Consider the following 17,961-nt stretch of genomic DNA (forward strand, 5'->3'; position numbering starts at 1 on the left):
AATGGTTTCCGGTCCGGACAACATGCGTCCGGACCGGATCGGAAATGCTGGTGGGTGGCCGAGCTACTCGGGGATTTCTGTGCCGGGTGGGACGTTCACCCAGCAGATCAGGAACTCCGCACGCGGACGGCACGGGAAGCGCGCCGGACGTCGCACCGGCACGCGCGGGTAGTCCTCGCGGACAATAGGTTGCGCCCCGGCCATGAACTGCGATCCACAGGTGGAGAGCCGCACGGCACGCCGAAGCGGTAGGGTTCATAAGGTTTTTGTGGTACGAGGGGCCGAATGGTGCGTGCGGGCGAGGAATTTGCGGGATACCTGATCGAGCGACGGCTCGGCGGGGGCGGAATGGGGGAGGTCTATCTCGCCCGGCATCCCCGCCTGCCGCGGCTGGTCGCGATCAAGCTGCTCATGCGGGAACTGGTGTCGGACGAGCAGACTCGCGGGCGGTTCGAGCGGGAGGCCGAACTCGTCGCGCGACTGGACCATCCGAATATCGTGACCGTGCACGACCGCGGCGTCGAGGACGGGCGACTGTGGATCGCCATGCAGTACGTCGACGGCGGGGACGCCGCGGCACTGGATCCGTACACCTTGCCGCCCGAAGACGCGGTGCACATAATCGGCGAGACCGCCAAAGCCCTGGACTACGCCCACTCGATGGGGGTGGTCCACCGCGATGTGAAACCCGCCAATATTCTGCTGACCCGTGTCGTTCCCGGGCAGGAACGGCGAATCCTGCTGACGGACTTCGGTATCGGACGCCTGCGCGATGACACGGCGGAGCTGACCAAGACCGGGACGCTCGCCGCGACACTCACCTACGCCTCACCCGAACAGCTGTCGGGCGAACCGCTCGACCCGCGCTCGGACCAATACTCGTTGGCGTGCACGCTCTTCCGGCTGCTCACCGGTGCGACGCCATTCCAGGCGGAGACGGCCGCCGCGGTCATCGCGGGGCATCTGCAGCATCCGGTGCCACGGGTGACCGATCGGCGGTTGGAGCTTCCCGACGCCCTGAACGAGGTGCTCGCGCGCGGTCTGGCCAAGCGGCCCGAGGATCGCTTCGACTCCTGCCGCGCCTTCGCCGAGGCTGCGGTGCAAGCGATGTCGCCCGATTCCGATGCCACCCTGCTGCCGTCGCCCAACGGTGCATCAGCCACCGCGACCCATCGGGCGACCGCGGCCACGCAGGTGACGACCCGTCCGGGCGATACCGAGCCCGCCACGGTGACCTTGTCGGCGCGGGTCTCTGCGACCCCGACGAATGTGGCCCAGCCCCTGACTGATTCGCTGCCACGGCACGCGGCGGATCCAGAGCCACGGCACGCAACGGATTGGGAGCCCCGGCACGCGGCAGATTTGGAGCCGCAGTCCGCAGCGGATTCGGTGCCCCGGCACGCGGCGAATTCAGACCCACGGCACGCGGCGGATTCAGCGCAGCCTGAACCTGATTCGGCGGCACGGCACGCGGCGGATTCGAAATCACGCCCCCGGGTTGGTTCGGGGCGAGCGCGGAGGAGTGGGCGTCTGGTCGCGTCCGGAGCGGGTCCACTGGTCGTCGTGATCGCGGTGGCCACCGGAATCTTCTGGGCGACAAATGATTCCAGTCCATCCACCCAGAAGAACACGCCACCCACCGCGGCCACCTCGCACGCCGCCGTGTATCCCGGATTCACACCACTCACCCGGATCGACGCGGACGGAAACCCGGTCGCTGCACCGGCATCGGTGCAAGATCCGGCCAATGACGGCAGACTGCCGTGCAAACCGGTGTCGATCGCGGCCGCGCTGCCGTTGACCGGCAGGGACGCCGAGCTCGGGCATACAGTGCTCGGCGGCGCGAAGCTGGCCGCCTCCCAGTTCGTCCAGGGCGGCAACAATGTCTGCCCGGTCACGGTGCAGGAGTTCGACACCGGCGGTGACCAGGCGACGGCGATGCAGGCCGCCCAGCGCATCGCGGCGGACAAGTCCATCGTCGCGGTGATCGGTCCCGCGCTGTCCGGGGAAGTGGTCGCGGCGGGCAAAACCTTCGAGGACGCCGGGCTGTCCTTCCTCACCCCCGTGGCGACGAATCCCGTACTGGCACAGTCCGGATGGACCGGATTCTTCCGAGGTCTGGCAAACGACTACATTCAAGGCCCCGCACTCGGCCGGTATCTGGTGAAGACAGCGGGCTTCTCCCGCGTGTGCGTGGTCCGCGACAATGGCGGCGGATTCGGAGCCGAACTAGCCGACTCGGTTACCGAAGGACTCGGCACCGCCGCGACCTGCTCGGTCCGCATCGATCCCGACGGCGATCCGGCCCAGGCGGTGGACGCCATCGCGGCCGCCCACCCCGACGCCGTCTACTACTCCGGCTATGCCGCAGCCGCCGCAACCCTGGTGACCAAGCTCCGAAGTGCCGGTGTCAAAGCACCTTTCGTCCTGGGCGACGGCAGCTACGACCCCTCTTTCCGAACCGCCGCCGGACCCGCCGCCACCGGCACCCTCGTAGCCTGCCCCTGCGGCCCCGCCACGGACCGCTTCCTCACCGACTACCGCACCGCCACCGGCACCCCCGCCAAGGCCTACGCCGTCGAGGCCTACGACCTCACCGCAATAGTCCTGCGCGCCATAGTCTCCGGCAACACCACCCGCACCGCCCTCCGCACCTTCCTGCACGGCTACCACGGCGACGGCACAGCCCACTCCTACCGTTGGTCCGTAGCAGGCGAACTCGCCGACCCCCAACTCTGGCTCTACAAGCTCGACTAGTCGAGCTTCTTGAGCATCTTGATCGAGGTCGTCGCGTAACCGAGCGACTCGTACAGGCCGCGCGCCCCCACATTGAACCCGAAGACACTGAGCCCGATGCTATGAGCGCCCTGCGCCCGGGCGTATTCCTCACCCAGGATCATGGCCTTCCGCGCGAACCCCCGACCACGCTTATCGGCGTCGATCACGATGTCCCAGACCCACCAGGCCCCGGCATCGCCGCTCGTGTCCGGTCCGATCCAGAGATAGCCGACGGCCACCCCGGCATCATCGACCACGTCGAACACCACATGCCCCGCAGCCGGTGCGCCGGAGGGGAAGGAGCGAGTCATGGTTTCGTCCGCATGCCGGTGGGCATCCTCGCGTGTTTGCCCTGTGGCAACGAGGTCTTCGGCGTACGCGGCTCGACTGCGCTCGCGCCAGGCAGGAAAGCTCCGGGCGTCCAGATGACGGATGGTGACAGACACCGGCCCAGCCTCCCGCATCCGTGAAAACTGAGTGGCGGAAGGGCCATTTCCGGGACACTGCGGCCTTGTCCCGGTAACGGTATCCCCAGCAGGATGTATTTCGCCCTGTGAAAAGGTGGGGGGACGACATGACCGATCCGCAGCAGCCACTCACCGTCGGGTCGTGGTTCGGGTCGTATCGGCTCGACAGGTTGATCGGGCGCGGCGGCATGGGCGAGGTGTATCGGGCCTACGACACCAAGCGGGACCGGGTCGTCGCGATCAAGGTGCTGCCGCCGAGCCTGGCCGGAGATCCATTGTACCGGCAGCGTTTTCAGCGGGAATCACGGGCGGCTGCGCGGCTGCGGGAAGCGCATGTCATTCCCATCCATGACTTCGGTGAGATCGACGGGCGGCTCTATATCGATATGCGGCTCGTCGAGGGCAGCAGTCTGCGCGAGCTACTGAACCGCGGGACGCCCTTCTCGCCGGAAATGACCGTCGGGTTGATCGACCAGATCGGTGCCGCGCTCGATGCCGCGCACCGCGAGGGTCTGCTGCACCGGGATGTGAAGCCGGACAATATTCTCGTCACCCACGAGGGCTTCGCCTACCTGGCGGATTTCGGTATCGCGCGGACAGTCACCGACGAAACCCTCACCGGCACCGGGACTCCGATCGGCTCCTACGGGTATATGGCCCCGGAACGCTTCGCCGAAGGCGATGTCGCCGCCCCCGCGGCGGATGTGTACGCCCTGGCCTGCGTGCTGTACGAATGCCTCACCGGCGGGCGCGCATACGCCGGCACCGACGCCGCGAAAATCATGTGCGCGCACATCCTGGGCCCGATACCCCGCCCCAGCCTGGTGCGCCCCGACGCCATCCCCCCGGCCTTCGACGCCGTCGTGGCGCAGGGAATGGCCAAGAACGCGCTCGAGCGTTACCGCACCGCGGGCGCGCTGGCCACCGCGGCGCGCGCCGCCCTCACCCATCAGATATCTGCGGATCCTGGTTCGGGGGACGGCGATTGGACGCCATCCGGATTCAGCCGGGCGAGTACGGAGCCGGATAACTCGCTACCTCCGTTCCCGACCGGAGCCGAGACCCTGGTACCGGAGACGACGCAGGTGGTGAGCGATCCGGGACAGCCCAGCCGGGTATCGCCCTCGGGACCTCAGGATCTACTACCGGTGGTCACTCCTGTTCCGGCAATGCGGGATTCGGATCGCTCCCGGCGGCGAGCGGCCGCCACGTTCGGGGTACTGCTCCTGGTCGCCGCCACTGTGAGTTTCGCGGTTTGGGCCGCACCGCAGCGAAATCTGAAGGGGTCGGAGACGGCAGATGCCACCGCCTTGACGCAGCCCGATATCGAGTTGCTGTCGCGCACAGCCGCTACGGGGTACAAACGCGCCAACTGCAGCCACAAACCCAGGGACGAGACGGTCGCGTCGTTCACGTGCACGGCCAATTCCGCATCCGGTGATCCCGACGCGGAATTCCTGCGTTTCAAGAGCATCGAGAGTCTGGGCGACGCCTACATGAGCTATATCCGCAGCTTCCGCGCCGAACCCTGTGCCGGTGATCCGGCTGGGCTGGACGCCCCGTCGGCCTTCCACGGCAAGGACGTCGGGCGCAAGGTGTGTTTCATCGACCGCCGCAATCCAGCCAGTCCACAACCGTCTCTGATGCTGACCAACGAGGCATTGCAGTCGCTGGCGGTGTACACGTGGGACTCCCCCGACGATGAAGCGGTCCGCGACTATGTGGCCAAGAACAATGACTCCGTTCAGTTCCAGAACTCGCAGGACGCTCAGGATCCCGACTCCTTCAACGAGTTCGACAACAGACTGCTCGATGTCCTCGGAAAGGATTACCGGCACACCAACTGCCGGCACGAACATCCGAAGGATCCGAACACCGTCGCGAATACCCGCATCGCCTGCGGCTACCCCACGGGATTCGTGGTGTCCTTCGTCAACTACCGCGATCGTCAAACCGCGATCACGGGCTATCAGAAGCATCGCGTACAGGTCATCGGCCACAAGTGCGGCGGTACCGGGACCGACGATGTATGGCAACAGGCGAACGGCCCGGTGGGCCGCATCTTCTGCTACGACGACGTCACCGGCAGCGGCACCCCGCTGCACCCGTGCCTGCAAGCCACCCAGGAGGAACTGCGATTCGCGGTCCTGGCGTGCACGCTGCACACCGACGACCCCCGCCAGGGGCCCAAGACCGAGGCCGAACTGCTGACCTGGTTCCAGCAGCACTTCGGCTAGCCGGCGGTCACACCCCGGGCGACTACGGCATGCCACGCCCAAACGGCAACGCGCAGAACGATAAACGGCGCGCTGAGGTTCCTCACCATGACGGGACCGCCGTGGGGTATCACAGCGTTACCCCCGGTCACCCGAACGCCATCCACACGTCACCGCCCCGGCAAACTCCAACGCGCAAGCTATGTTCCGCACCCGGTGCCGGACCATGGCTCACCGCCTCCCCTTCAGGCACCGAATCGGTTCCGACGCCGCCGATTCGGTCCCGCCATGTTGTCGGCACCCGTCCCCGACAAGCCCGGCCCGGGTGCACCCTCACCACCCGCACGGAGGTCCCGATGTTCGAATCCTGCCACTCCCCCTTCGATGCAGCCCACCTTCTCCGCGCCCGCTACGGCCTCCCCGTAGAACTATTCGCCGACCGCCCCTTCCTGATCTCCGGCCGCACGGTCGAAGCAATCGCACTCCCCACCCCCCTGGCCCGCCAAGTCCGCAACCGCCTGATCGATCTCCCATCCATCCCCGCCATCGCCGACCCCCGCAACCGCCGCTGGACCTTCCTCGTAACCCCGCCCATCCCCTACCACCCTGTCCCCCAACAACTCCAAAGCCGCCTAACGGCCCACGGCGCCACCCTCCCCCGCCGCGGAGACCGAATCATGCTCCCGCTCACCGACTACCAACTCGCCTGCCACTGGGCCAGCGAACCGGAACCCGGCCACCTCCGAATGCCCCACCGCGCCACCATAATCAGCGCCCTACGAGCAACCATCCTCGATTCCACCGCGGAAATCGCATGACAGCATGCCGTGCCGGGCGACGAATTACCACCGTCAACGCTATGAAAGGGGCTGCGAATTGGGCCGAGCGCTTCGCCTGTTTATGGCTTCATGAATCAACATTCGTGCCGCCTTACCCGTGACTGATTGACTCGCCAGGGTGTCGAACGCTCGCCCGTACAGCGCGACTTCCCTCGGCTGCGAGACGGTCAGCTCGGCTGTGTGCGCTTCGACCTTCACCATTCGGTTGTCGAACATCATGAATGCTTCGACGACCACGAGCGCTTCAGCCGTCAGCGGGATGATGCCCAGTGTGACACGGGGCATTCCGATAATCGTCTGCAGTCGGTCGAGTTGACTTCGCATCACGTCGTCGTCGCCGACCGTCGTATACAGCGATGTCTCGCCGATGAGGAAGTGGAACTGGTGACCCCGCCGGTAGAGGATCTGTTGCCGCTCCATGCGCTTGGATACTCCGGCGTCCAGGTCATCGGGTAAGCGGTAGAACTCGATTACTCGCTTCAGCTTGGCCTCGGCGTATTCCGCGGTTTGCAGCAGTCCGGGAATGATCTGCGGCTCGTAGTTCCGGATCAGGGTCGTCGAGGCTTCGAGCCTCAGGGCCAGTTGTTGGCCGCGCTTAACACCTGTTCCGAGTAGTCGCCGCCATTCGAGCCATGCGGAGTCGATGTTGTGGAGGCTGGCAAGCAGATCGGGTAGCTGCTCGCTCGCGTCACAGTGGGCACAGTAGGCGCGAAGATCCGCTGTCGATGGCCTGGCCTTGCCGTGCTCGATACGCGAGACCTTGGACTCATGCCAGCCCTCGCGGGCGGAAAGCTCTCGGCCGGTGATTCCGGCGTCGCGGCGGATCTCCCGGAGCCGCTTGCCAAGAGCCTCCCGCGCCTCCTGTACCGAATCGCTCACTACCGGCTATTCACCGGAGATTCGTCGACGTACTTCCGATACGGCGTCGCTACGGCCAGCAACTGGTCCTTCACGCCCTGGCAAAACGCCACGATCTTCGGATCGGTCGTCACCGCAACGCCGACTGACCGCCCCGCTTGATCGACCAGGTTGAAGGCAACGCGACTGCCGTCGAACAACCACCAGTCATCGCCGGGAATATCGGCTGAATCGACGAGATGCCTTGGCAGATAACGAATATCCTCGCCTGCCTCGACGTTCTCACCAGTGACTGACAGCAGCCACCGCTGGTAGTCGCTGTGCGGCACCGTAACGACGCGGACGCGGCTGACAACAACACCACGGCCCGTCACTTCCCGGATAAGGTCAATCCAGTCGGACTTGTCGTAGTCCGGTGGTGGTTCCCCATTGAGGAATCGCCGCAGCGGCTCAGACTCGCTCGCGACTGCATAGCTATCGCGAACCTCCATGTGATAGGCCGATTCTCGACACTCGTCGAACAGATCGTCCCAGTCGTCAACGCCGCGATATTCCACCGAAGTAGCTCCTCTCAGCTCTCGGAACCTCGATCGCTGTCTCGAAGTCTTCCATGGTCAGCTGTTCGAGAGTTCCGCTATCGGTGATCGGCCGCCCTGACACGACGAAGGACCCCCTGCCCGTGTCGGTCATCTCGGCTGCGATGAAACCCTCCTCTCCGGCGAATCCGAGCAGCGCGTGCGGAATCTCGATCGTTTCAGGGCGGTCGGTCCTCCAGCCCTGGACGACGAAACTCCGCTGATCAGTGGCGTACAGGGTGGGGCAGTTCTTCTTGTCGGAGCCGCACTTCCCGAGGAAATTCAGATGCATGATCCAGCCTCCGGCTGACAACTTGCGTGTATTTGGACTAACACCTTCTATGGTCCTCTGGCTCAGCGAATCTCGCTGGAAGATGAATCCAAGTGTGCAAGTATCCGCAAGTTCGTAGACGTCGGCACAGGCGGATTCGTAGCGTCGGTTCATGGCGTTCGAGGCCGAAGCGGAAACCACGCCGCGTACACGACTGTTCCCGTTCCCCGGTGGCGTGCTGGAACTCCAGTCGCACGGAGACGAATCAGACGACTGCTCCGGGTTCTACCTGGAGATTCACGGACACATCGCACTCAACGGCCACGAGGACACAGGGGCGGTAATGCGCTACAGGGCAACAGCGCTGGGATACCTGCGAACCGATGTATCCGGGATCAGTCAGCAATGGGACGAGTCCGAGATACGCAGGCTCGCAACCAGGTACGGCTACGACTTCGCGGACATGGTGATCTATGACCCGAACTCCGGTCGGCCTCCATTGGCGCGGCTGAAGGCACAAGCGACGCGGTTGGACGCTGAGGCGGTGTTCGTGCCATCCCTGGAGCACTTCGAGGAAGGCGAAGCACCGGGCTCGCTCGTGAAAAAGCTCGACGTGGTCACGATCCACCCCGAAGAAACGTACGCCCGGCGGGCGATGCCTCCGCTTCGGGATCTGCCCAGCTGAACATGCGCGCCGATCAAGAACTTGCGTGGCATCGCGAGGAACAATGATTCTTCGCCTCCGATGGCACTTGGGCTTTCGATCCATGGGATCGGGCACGGCAGGAAGTCGTCCAACTGTCTTGTCAGGTCATCGACCCTTTTTGTCGATGAGGTCGGACAGCAGCCCGATCATGCGTTCAGCCTTGGTGTCATCACTGATGAGGCCGGCCAGAACCTCGACCAACTGCGTCTCCCTGGCCGGCTCCAGTTCTTTGTCGTATACCCCGACGATGATCCAGTGTTGAGTTGCGACGGCGAGGATGGTCTCCTGACCCATTCGGGCGTGGATACTTCGCGTATCCACGCTCAGCGTGGAGTATCGGGTTCCGTCGACCCGAATGCCGTTGGCGCGGGCGCGGGCTGGGTCGTCGAAATCTGCAGCGAGCGCCTTGATCTCGTCGTCGGTGATCGTCATCTGCGGGAAGGCAAACCGCACTTTCCCCTCCCGCCGGTCGAGGAAGGCCATCCGGTTGGTGCCCAGATCGATCACGGGTATCCGCGCGGTGTTTCGCCGACTGTCCTCCGGCATGCCGTCCCTCCCCTTGTGTCCCGCATCCCGCGCGGTATGGGTGACGACCCTTCAGTCACCTGTTTTCATAGTGCGCCGACGCCTGGCCGGAGTCCAGCAAAATCCGCCACCACCACAAGGGTTCCCACACCGCACCCGGTCATGCTGAACGGCCAGGGCCTGGGAGTCGATGCTCGCCGCGCTCTGAGACATCTGGGTTATGCGCGGGAGAGGAGTGGGAGTAGGTCCTGGGCGGCGAGGTCTAGTTGGCGGGGGGCGTTCAGGGAGCCTAGGCGGAGGATCAGGTGGGAGGCACCGGCGTTCATGTAGCCGTGGAGCCATTCGGCGCATGCTTCGGGGGTACCGGCGAAATAGGCTTGGATGGTGGACATTTCCGTTAGGGAGCGTCGGTAGTACTGGCGGACATAGTTATCCAGTTCGGCTTGGGCTCGGATTGGGTCGGGGTCCAGGAGGACTGTCAGGTAGATCGCCGGGGTTATCGTGCGGGTGGTGTGCTCCTGGATGGTTTCCCAGGCTCGGGCGTAGGCCGTCGAATCGGGTAGGAAGGGTAGCCAGCCGTCATAGTGACGGCCAACGCGAGCGAGCACCTTTGGTGTATCACTGCCTGCCAGCCACAGTGGTGGGCCAGCGGGGCTGGGTGGGGGCAGCGTTCGCGTCAAATCCTTGAGTTTCCAATATCTTCCGTTGAAGTCCGATCCGCCGGACCAGGCATGTCGCCAGATTCGTACCGTCTCGTCGAGTCGTCCGACTCGCTCATTGAACGGTATGCCGAGCGTGTCGAACTCGTCCTGGCTCTCCGGTAGGGGAAAGCCTGCGCCGAGGCCGAGTATCAGTCGGCCGGCGCTGAGTTGGTCTACGGTTGCGGCGACGTGCGCACCGAGTAGTGGCTGCCGCAAGGTGGCGGTCAGTGCTGCGGTGCCCAAGCGAATCCGGGAAGTCACCGCGGCCGCGGCTGCGAGGACGGTCATCGGATCCACTCTGGTTCGGGCCAATGGGGAGTCGCCGATCCATACAGAGTCGAATCCCGCATCCTCCGCGGACTTCGCGAAGGACACCAGACCGGCGGCATCATGCCGCCCGGTCATCGCGGTTTCCCTGCTGGGCAACATGATTCCGATCTCGACCATGGCGCGATTGTTCCCCGCCATCACCCCTGGAGTCGACTACCCGACACGTAATTGACAGGCCGCCACACTCGAACGCGACGCGCTGATCGAACAGCTCGCCGCCGCAACCGGACTCCTCGGCCGTTCGCGGACAACCGGCTCGAATGGCGACTCGACTGACCGCCGCGGCATGCGAAAGTGGTCCGAAACCTGCTGGTTCCTAGCCGCTTTCGGTTACCGTGTCGCCTCGGAGGTAGACGATGAGCACAGCTCGCAATGTCGAATTCGATGGTTGACAGAGAATTCGACACGACGACGGAATTGCCGGTCATTACGAACCTGATCCGACCCCCACTGGTCTCCGGTACACAGCCTTCGGTGGTGACGAACAGCGGAAGCACGCCGCTGCTGCGTCGCGTCCGGGTGGCCGAACAGGTTGTCTCGACCGGCGTGGTGCGTTCGTTCCGGCCGATTCGCGTGCTGAAACAGGTTGGCGGACTTGCGAAATGGGGATTCAATCTGGCGGGCGGCTACGCTGCCGCCGCCGCGTACTCACCGCATCGGATCGCGGTCGTGGACGACCGGGGCACTCGCACCTTCCGCGAGATCCATGAGCACAGCCAGGCCCTGGCGGGTGCGATGGCCTCGCTCGGCCTCGGTCCCGGCGACGCGGTGGGCCTGCTGGCACGGAATCACGCCGAGGCTGTCGAAATCATGGTCGCCGCAGGAAAACTCGGTGTGGACGTCGTGCTGCTCAATGCCGGACTGTCGGCGGTCGAGATCGAGAACGTCGTGCGGCGACACCGGCTGAGGACACTGTTCGTGGACAGTGAACTCGAACCGCTGGTCCGATATCCGCACACCGACATTCACCGCTACCTGACCGATCCGACCGCGTCCGGCCGGGTGACCACCAGCGGTTTGATCGCACTGGGACGCACCTTCCGCAAACCCTCCCACGCCGGCGGCCTGATCGTGCTGACCTCGGGCACCGGCGGTACGCCGAAGGAGGCACGGCGTCCGCATGCCAAGGGTTTCGCCACCGTCGCGGCACTACTGTCCCGAATCCCGTTGTGCATGAACGAAACCATGCTCATCCCCGCGCCGCTGTTCCAATCCTGGGGACTGGCCGTATTGCAATTGAGCACAGCCCTGCGCACCACGGTGGTGCTGCCGGGGGATTTCGACGCCGAGGACTGCCTGCGCCAGATCGCCGAACACCAGGCGACGAGTCTCATCGTCATACCCGCCATGCTGCAGCGCATCCTCGATCTGCCCGTCGCCGTGCGTGCCCGCTACGACACCACGAGTCTGCGCGTGGTCGCCAGTTGCGGTGCGCCGCTGGCCACCGCGACCGTGCTGCGCTTCATGGACGCCTTCGGCGACATCCTCTACGGCACATACGGTTCCACCGAGATCCCCTGGGCTACCATCGCCACGCCCGAAGACCTGCGCGCCGCCCCCACCACCGCGGGCCGCCCACCGCTGGGCACGGCGGTGGCCGTCCTGGCCCCGAATCGCCGACCGGTCGCGATCGGCACGATCGGGCGGATCCACATCGGCAATCACCAGCTCTTCGGCGACAACGCCGACACCCCGCCGCCCGACGAGGCGAGCGGCCTGCTCGACACCGGCGATCTCGGCTACCTCGACACCTCCGGCCTCCTGTTCATCTCCGCCGGCCAGAAGGCGGTCAGGCGGCGGTGACCAGCCACGCCGCCCGAACCGCCCTCGCCGTGGACGGTGGCTACACCATCTGAGGTTCGGCGCGAAGCCCGGCCGGACAACTGTGTCGTTCAGCGGCCGGGTATCGCCACAGCCCTAGGGTGATTGGCCGAGAAGCTCTTTCGGCCAGGGATTCGGAGACGTGAATGAGAGCGATGGTTCGCCGCATTGTCGGTATGCCGATTCTGATCGCGAGTGCCGCGACAATGGCTACGGTCGTGGCGGGTTCGGCGGGGGCGGAACCGCAGGACTGCACGCTGGATCGATGGTGGAGCGGTGCGGCGGCCCACTGCGGCGGCGACGGCACCTACATCCTGGAGGTCGATTGCTTCGGGGTGAGCGTGTCCGGCGGACAACCGTTCGGGCCCTACTTCAAGTCGGCGACGGGACGCACCGACCCGGGACTCGACCCGATCTTCACGCACCCGGTGCGAGACTGCATGATGCCCCTCACGCTGGGGCAGATCGGCTTCGCGACCGACGCCCGAATCACCATGATCCCCACCCGTCCGGCACCGTCGAACGCGTACGAGTGAGGGGCCGGGTGTTCGGGCCGATCATCACGCCCTGAAGGCGGGCTTCCGCGCCGGACGGAGGTCACAGAAGAGCGAAGCGGACCTCCTCCCCGCGTGTTTGGGTAGCCATCAGGTAACTGGTACCTAGGATCGCGGTCATGCGCCGTAATGGGTCGTTCGCCCGGGCCGCGGGCACCGTCGCTTTGTGCGTGTTCGTCGTGTCGGCGGAGCCGAGGGTCGCCACCGCTGACACCGGCAATCCCGGCCAGCTCATCGAATCGCAACCGCTGCCCGCGAGTATTCGTGGCATCGAGGGCGGGTCGGTGCTGAGTTATTGGACGAACGGTGCCACCGGTACGCCGGTGCAAGCGACCGGGGCGCTCTTCGTGCCGCCGGGTGAGCCGCCCTCGGGAGGCTGGCCGGTTGTCGTCTACGACCATGGGACGACCGGCATGGCGGCGGATTGTTCCGGTGGCGTCGACTCCATGTTCGATCCGGATCCGGTTCATGCGGAACGTGTTTCGCAGTTCTTCCGGGACTGGGTGTCGAAGGGATACGCCGTCGTCGCCCCCGACTACGTGGGATTGGGCCGCTTCGACACCGGGCCGCACCCCTACCTGGATATCGGCAACGAGGCGACGGCGACGCTCGACATGCTGCGCGCGGCGCACCAGCGGGAGCCGGGGCTGTCACGCACCTGGGCGGTGGTGGGTGAATCGCAAGGCGGTCAAGCCGCTTTGGGGACCAGCCATCTACAGGCAGCCTATGTCCCCGATTTGGACTTCCGGGGAACGGTCGCGGTGGATCCGGAGTCCGACGTCGAGTTGGTGCTGACACAAGCGGGGCCGTCCACACCCGCCATCGGCGATCCGACCACCACCGGATACAACGCCATGATTCTGGCCGCACTACGAGCCGCCCGCCCCGCCTTGGATGTCGACAGCTACCTGACCCCCATGGGCCGCACGGTAGCCGACACCCTCGACACCATGTGCCTACCCGCAATCCAGACCTATACCCTCGGAATGGGCCTGGGATCACTCCTGTCACGCCCCCTGTCCGACACCCGCTTCCGCGACACCCTCACCGACTACATGGCCGTCCCAACCTCCGGCTACACCGCCCCGATCCTCTTACTGCTGAACGTAACCGACACCCAAATACCCTCCCCCCTACACGGCCTCCTAGCCGCCCAGTTCGCCACAAACGGCGTGAACTTCCGCGCAGTCCCAGGCTTCGGCGAACACGTCTCCCTGAATCCAGCACAGCTGACAGCCATGTCCGACTTCCTGGCCCAAGCCCTGACAAACCCAGCCCGCTGAGCCGCCCCAGCGCAACCACGGAGTCGAGTCGGGTGTGCTCAGCGGGCGCTGCCGAGATTCTGGTCCGCCGCGGTGCCTTCGAGCATGAGGGTGGTCTCCTCGATACGGCGGAAACGGCCGTCGGGCGCGAACTCCGCGAAGAGGTAGACCTCCATGCGAACCGTGGCACCGTCGGTCTTGGTGACGGTCACCGTGTGGCGATCGGCGTATCGGTCGCCGTCCGCGAGTTCATCGTGCACCTCGACCGAACCGTCCGCGACGACGCCGCGCAGATGCGCGATGTGCGTCAGGAACTCGGACCGGTCGTCCCATCGGCCGTCGGTGCGCTGCCGATAGTCCGGGGCGAAGTGGCGATCGGCGGCGACGTCCAGGTCGAGTCCCGGAGTGAAGAGCAGATCGGTGAGGGCCGAGCGGATATCGGTGTGAGACATGGTTTTCCTTCTATGGGTGGACTGGGCCGAAACTACATCGTCGGACAGGCGGGTCAGTGGCGGAGTTCGTCGTCGGGGATCCAGGAACCATGGATCCCGGCGGTGACGCGACGCGGGAGGTGGACGGCGGCGATCTGATCGAGACCGGAGGCGTCCAGGACCAGCAGTTGGGAGGCCTCCTGCTTGAGGTCGGAGACGACGGTGAGAAGGTAGCCGTCGTCCTCGCGGGTGGCCCCGGCGGCGGGCACGAACACGGCTTCGCTGGGCAGCCGGGCGTCGCCGACGGGACGGACGCGCCGCGCACCCGTGGTGCGGTCGTATTTGACCAGACCGTAAGCGCCGAAGCCCTTCTCGTCCGGGAAGGCGATGGCGTACTGGTAGCGGTGCTCCCTGCCCAGGTAGTCCTCGTTGAGCGTCGGGAACTCCACCGCCAGATCATCGATGATCTGCTCGTCGACGGTGCCTGCCGTCAGATCGATCATCCAACGGCGGGTGTAGGAACGGGCATTGGGCTCGGTGCCGCGCCCCGGGGCGCCGACCCACCAGTTCCAGGAGAGACGGAAGCCCTCACGGTCCACGGTGGGACCCTCCAGGACGATGCGGCCCTGCCCATCCTCGTAGGCGTTGGCGGCGTGCAGCATATTGCCCGGTTCGATCGAGAACCAGCGGATGCTCGCGGGCCCTTCCGGCCCACGCGGCATGACGCCGATGCGGGCGGGCTGCTGGTCATTCCAGCCGTACGGGATACCGGAGTGTTCGTTCGGGTCGAAGGTGACGCTGCCCTCGATGAACACAACGTGATTGCGGGTGATAGCGAAGTCGTGCTTGAGAGCGGCTGTGGCCCCGGGGATCTCGGCGCTCTGCACGAGCTGCCCCTTGGCGTCGGCGACGTGATAGATCAGGAAGGGCGGGAACGGCGACGAGCCGAAGAAATGGAGCTCGCCTGTCACCGGATCGGTCTTCGGGTGGGCGGTCATGACGGAGCTCAGCTTGCCGTCGAAGTCGTAGGCGCCCACGGTATCCAGGTCCGCGGTGATTTCGTAGGGGAGATTCGCCTCGCACAGCGCGAGCAGGCGGCCCGCGTGTTCGATGACATGAGTGCCCGCGACGCTGGCGGTCAGGTCAGGGCCGTGCTCGGTCATATAGGGCGCGCCGTCGAGCGCGGGCGTGTGCACCCAGCGATTGCGATACCACTCGGCCCGGCCCTCACGCAGGCGGATGCCGTGCACCATGCCGCTGCCCTTGAACCAATGGGTCGGTGTGACACCGGGTTTGGGGTTGTGGCCATTGCGGATCAGCCGACCCGTCAGCTCGGGCGGCAGCGTGCCCTCGACGGTGAGCTCGGTGGCAGTGATCTCGTCGGCGACGGAAGTGTAATGACCTGTCAGATAGGGCTTTTCGGTGGTGAGGTCCATGGCACAAAGCCTGGCCCCGTCCGCTGTCCATTTCCCAGACCCGGACGGTGCTCAATGCTGTCCACTGCTGTCCACTCGGCACCCGGCGCCTTTCGCCGTCCTTGGTTAGGATCTGGCCGGGTGAGGCTCGAGGCAGTACGGGCGCCAAAGCATGGGAAGGCGAAGCCGTCGTGGCATCCGTGAGAGACAGACTGGCAAGTGCGCGCGTTCAGGCATTCGTCGCCCGGGAGGGCGAACTCGAACACTTCACGCAGGCACTGGCGGGCGACACCACGGCTCCGTTCGCGTTCTACCTGTTCGGGCCCGGTGGGATCGGAAAGTCGACACTGCTCCGGCGCCTCGCCGATGAGGCACGCGCAGCCGACCGGACACTCCTGGAACTGGACGGCCGCTTCGTGAGCCGGGATCCAGCCGACTTCGAACGCAATGCGGAGGCGTTCCTCCACATTCCCGGCACGGTGCTGTTCGTCGACTCCTTCGAGCACTGCCAGTGGCTGGAAAGCTGGCTGTGGCAACGCTTCCTGCCGCGTGCCGCCGAAGACACCTTGGTGGTGCTGGCGGGTCGGCTCGCGCCGCAGCCGCAGTGGACGGCCGACCCGGCCTGGGCCGAGATCCTGTATGTCCGCGAACTCGAGCCGTTTTCCGATGAGCAGGCCCGAAACCTATTGACCACCAGTCGGGTCCCGCCCGCACTGCGCCCGCGCATCCTGCGTTTTGCCGGGGGCAATCCGCTGGCCCTGTCGCTCGCGGCTGCCGCCGCAATGGCCGACTGGGGTCCGGAGGAGACCTGGGCACCCTCGGCCGACACCCTGCGCACCCTGCTGGCGGGCCTGATCGGCGAGGTGCCGACCGCCGCCCACCGCCGCGCTTTGGAGGTTGCGGCGCAAGCGTATTCGACTTCGGAGGAACTACTCGCCGCGGTGCTGCCCGATCAGGACGCCCATCTCCTGTTCACCTGGCTACGGGATCTGCCCTTCATGGAGTCCACGCATCGGGGGCTGTACCCGCACGATGCCGCACGGGAAACCCTTGCGGCCGACCTGCGCTGGCGAGCCCCCAATGCCTTCGAGACGATGCGCGGGCGTTTGGCCGAGGAGTACCTGCGGCTATTGCGCGAGGCACCCGAGGAGCAGGTCTTCACGGTGACCGACGAACTCTTCCACCTCTTCCGCGACGGCGAGGTCGTGGCTCGTACCCGTACCTGGTCCCGCGAGGACGAGGTGCACGACCGCCCCTTGAGTCCGGACGATCTCGACACCGTGCTGCGCATGGCCGAAGAGACCGAGGGCCCCGCCGCCGCGGACCTGGTCCGCTATTGGGTGCAGCGCCAGCCTCAGGCCTTCAGCGTCTACCGCCTGGTGAGCACCGGCAGGATCGTGGCGTTCACCGCCCGCCTCGCCCTGCCCGCTCCGCCCGACCCGCAGGACCTCGCCACCGACCCCGTCGTCGCGGCCGCGTGGGAGTACACCGAGGCCACCGCGCCCGTGCGCGACGGCGAACACATTGGTATCAGCCGCTTTTCGGTGTACCCCGAGAAGTACCAGGTGCCCTCGCGCGTCATCGACCTGAGCAGTTCCCGCGCCCAGGCCGAATCCGCCCGAGCCCGAGCCCGCGCCTATGGCTTCGCCGTATGGCGGGATGCCGAATCATGGTCCGATCGAGTCGCGGGCAGCCTCACCGACACTGGTGCGCGCCCGCGAGTAGGCGACCACACCTACGGCGTTTTCGGCGTCGACTGGCGCCAAGTACCCGTCGAAACCTGGCTGCGCCACTTCATCTCCGCCACAGCCGTCCCCGCCCCCTCCGGCCCCTCAGGCTTCTCCCGCACAGCATTCGACCAGGCCGTCCGAGAAGCCCTGTCCCACTGGCGAACCCCCACCGCCTTCGCCGCCTGCGCCCTGATCCGCGCCCGCCTGGCAGCCGATCTCGCCAACCCAGCCGACGAGCTCCGCGCCCTACTCCACCGCACCGTCGACAACCTCGCCGCCGACCCGCGCGGCGTACGCGCCCGCGAGGCCCTGACCGCAGCCTACTTCTCCAGCGCCCCCACCCAGGAAGCCGCAGCCCGCCGCCTGAACCTCCCCTACGGCACCTACCGCCGCCACCTACGCCACGGCCTGGACCTGCTCTGCGAAGCGCTCTGGCAGCAGGAACTACACGGCCCCCACTGACCCTCCCAGCGCTAGCCCCC

The 17,961-nt window shown here is 65.9% G+C and carries 16 protein-coding genes; 8 read left to right on the forward strand and 8 right to left on the reverse strand.

Translation table 11 applies throughout. The features are described 5' to 3' along the window. Nucleotides 1-285 precede the first annotated feature (285 nt). Nucleotides 286-2,757: an ABC transporter substrate-binding protein gene (locus AB0N05_RS16740; RefSeq protein WP_364694037.1), complete on the forward strand. Its 2,472-nt coding sequence runs from the start codon at nt 286-288 to the stop codon at nt 2,755-2,757. Here the strand turns inward: AB0N05_RS16740 and AB0N05_RS16745 are convergent. Further along, nucleotides 2,754-3,224, reverse strand: a complete 471-nt coding sequence (locus AB0N05_RS16745; RefSeq protein WP_364694040.1) for a GNAT family N-acetyltransferase — start codon at nt 3,222-3,224, stop codon at nt 2,754-2,756. The two genes, AB0N05_RS16740 and AB0N05_RS16745, sit on opposite strands and share 4 nt — an antisense overlap. A gap of 128 nt (nt 3,225-3,352) precedes the next feature. Between AB0N05_RS16745 and AB0N05_RS16750 the strand changes: the two genes are divergently transcribed. Next, complete coding sequence (locus AB0N05_RS16750; RefSeq protein WP_364694043.1) at nt 3,353-5,482, forward strand: serine/threonine-protein kinase; 2,130 nt, start codon at nt 3,353-3,355, stop codon at nt 5,480-5,482. A gap of 335 nt (nt 5,483-5,817) precedes the next feature. Beyond that, nucleotides 5,818-6,279, forward strand: coding sequence for a hypothetical protein (locus tag AB0N05_RS16755; RefSeq protein WP_364694046.1), 462 nt, complete (start codon nt 5,818-5,820; stop codon nt 6,277-6,279). Between the two features lie 39 nt (nt 6,280-6,318). Here AB0N05_RS16755 and AB0N05_RS16760 read toward each other — a convergent pair whose 3' ends face one another. Genes AB0N05_RS16760 through AB0N05_RS16770 form a run of 3 tightly spaced genes read right to left on the reverse strand, consistent with a single transcriptional unit; the run spans nt 6,319 to nt 8,025 of the window. Continuing rightward, on the reverse strand, nt 6,319-7,179 hold the full coding sequence (locus AB0N05_RS16760; protein WP_364694049.1) for a helix-turn-helix transcriptional regulator: 861 nt from the start codon (nt 7,177-7,179) through the stop codon (nt 6,319-6,321). Beyond that, the gene (locus AB0N05_RS16765; RefSeq protein ID WP_364694052.1) at nt 7,179-7,715 is read right to left on the reverse strand and encodes a DUF6879 family protein; all 537 of its coding nucleotides are present in this window, start codon (nt 7,713-7,715) and stop codon (nt 7,179-7,181) included. The genes AB0N05_RS16760 and AB0N05_RS16765 overlap by 1 nt, the downstream gene beginning before the upstream one ends. Then, the gene (locus AB0N05_RS16770) at nt 7,696-8,025 is read right to left on the reverse strand and encodes a hypothetical protein (RefSeq protein ID WP_364694055.1); all 330 of its coding nucleotides are present in this window, start codon (nt 8,023-8,025) and stop codon (nt 7,696-7,698) included. Before AB0N05_RS16770 ends, AB0N05_RS16765 begins: the two co-directional genes overlap by 20 nt. Nucleotides 8,026-8,176: 151 nt before the next feature. On the opposite strand from AB0N05_RS16770, the gene AB0N05_RS16775 reads away from it, so the two are divergent. Next, nucleotides 8,177-8,689 carry a hypothetical protein gene (locus AB0N05_RS16775; protein ID WP_364694058.1) on the forward strand — a complete coding sequence of 171 codons (513 nt, stop codon included), beginning with the start codon at nt 8,177-8,179 and terminating at the stop codon, nt 8,687-8,689. A gap of 126 nt (nt 8,690-8,815) precedes the next feature. Here AB0N05_RS16775 and AB0N05_RS16780 read toward each other — a convergent pair whose 3' ends face one another. Continuing rightward, nucleotides 8,816-9,256: a profilin gene (locus tag AB0N05_RS16780; RefSeq protein WP_364694061.1), complete on the reverse strand. Its 441-nt coding sequence runs from the start codon at nt 9,254-9,256 to the stop codon at nt 8,816-8,818. A gap of 197 nt (nt 9,257-9,453) precedes the next feature. Continuing rightward, a complete protein-coding gene (locus AB0N05_RS16785; protein WP_364694064.1) occupies nt 9,454-10,383 on the reverse strand; it encodes an LLM class flavin-dependent oxidoreductase in 930 nt (309 codons plus the stop codon). Between the two features lie 360 nt (nt 10,384-10,743). On the opposite strand from AB0N05_RS16785, the gene AB0N05_RS16790 reads away from it, so the two are divergent. The 3 genes from AB0N05_RS16790 (at nt 10,744) to AB0N05_RS16800 (ending at nt 13,924) form a co-directional block, all read left to right on the forward strand. Beyond that, a complete protein-coding gene (locus AB0N05_RS16790; protein WP_364694067.1) occupies nt 10,744-12,069 on the forward strand; it encodes an AMP-binding protein in 1,326 nt (441 codons plus the stop codon). Nucleotides 12,070-12,233: 164 nt separating this feature from the next. Then, nucleotides 12,234-12,623 carry a hypothetical protein gene (locus AB0N05_RS16795; RefSeq protein ID WP_364694070.1) on the forward strand — a complete coding sequence of 130 codons (390 nt, stop codon included), beginning with the start codon at nt 12,234-12,236 and terminating at the stop codon, nt 12,621-12,623. A 137-nt stretch (nt 12,624-12,760) separates the two neighbouring features. Next, nucleotides 12,761-13,924 carry a lipase family protein gene (locus tag AB0N05_RS16800; protein ID WP_364694073.1) on the forward strand — a complete coding sequence of 388 codons (1,164 nt, stop codon included), beginning with the start codon at nt 12,761-12,763 and terminating at the stop codon, nt 13,922-13,924. 38 nt (nt 13,925-13,962) lie between these two features. On the opposite strand, the gene AB0N05_RS16805 is transcribed toward AB0N05_RS16800, so the two are convergent. After that, on the reverse strand, nt 13,963-14,355 hold the full coding sequence (locus AB0N05_RS16805) for a nuclear transport factor 2 family protein (RefSeq protein WP_364694077.1): 393 nt from the start codon (nt 14,353-14,355) through the stop codon (nt 13,963-13,965). A gap of 53 nt (nt 14,356-14,408) precedes the next feature. Further along, a complete protein-coding gene (locus tag AB0N05_RS16810; RefSeq protein WP_364694080.1) occupies nt 14,409-15,770 on the reverse strand; it encodes a carotenoid oxygenase family protein in 1,362 nt (453 codons plus the stop codon). A 170-nt stretch (nt 15,771-15,940) separates the two neighbouring features. Here AB0N05_RS16810 and AB0N05_RS16815 point away from each other — a divergent pair, with 170 nt between their 5' ends. Continuing rightward, entirely contained in the window at nt 15,941-17,941 is a 2,001-nt protein-coding gene (locus tag AB0N05_RS16815; RefSeq protein WP_364694083.1) for a hypothetical protein, read from the forward strand. Nucleotides 17,942-17,961 lie beyond the last annotated feature (20 nt).

The organism is Nocardia sp. NPDC051030 (assembly GCF_040683015.1).
Lineage (GTDB): Bacteria > Actinomycetota > Actinomycetes > Mycobacteriales > Mycobacteriaceae > Nocardia.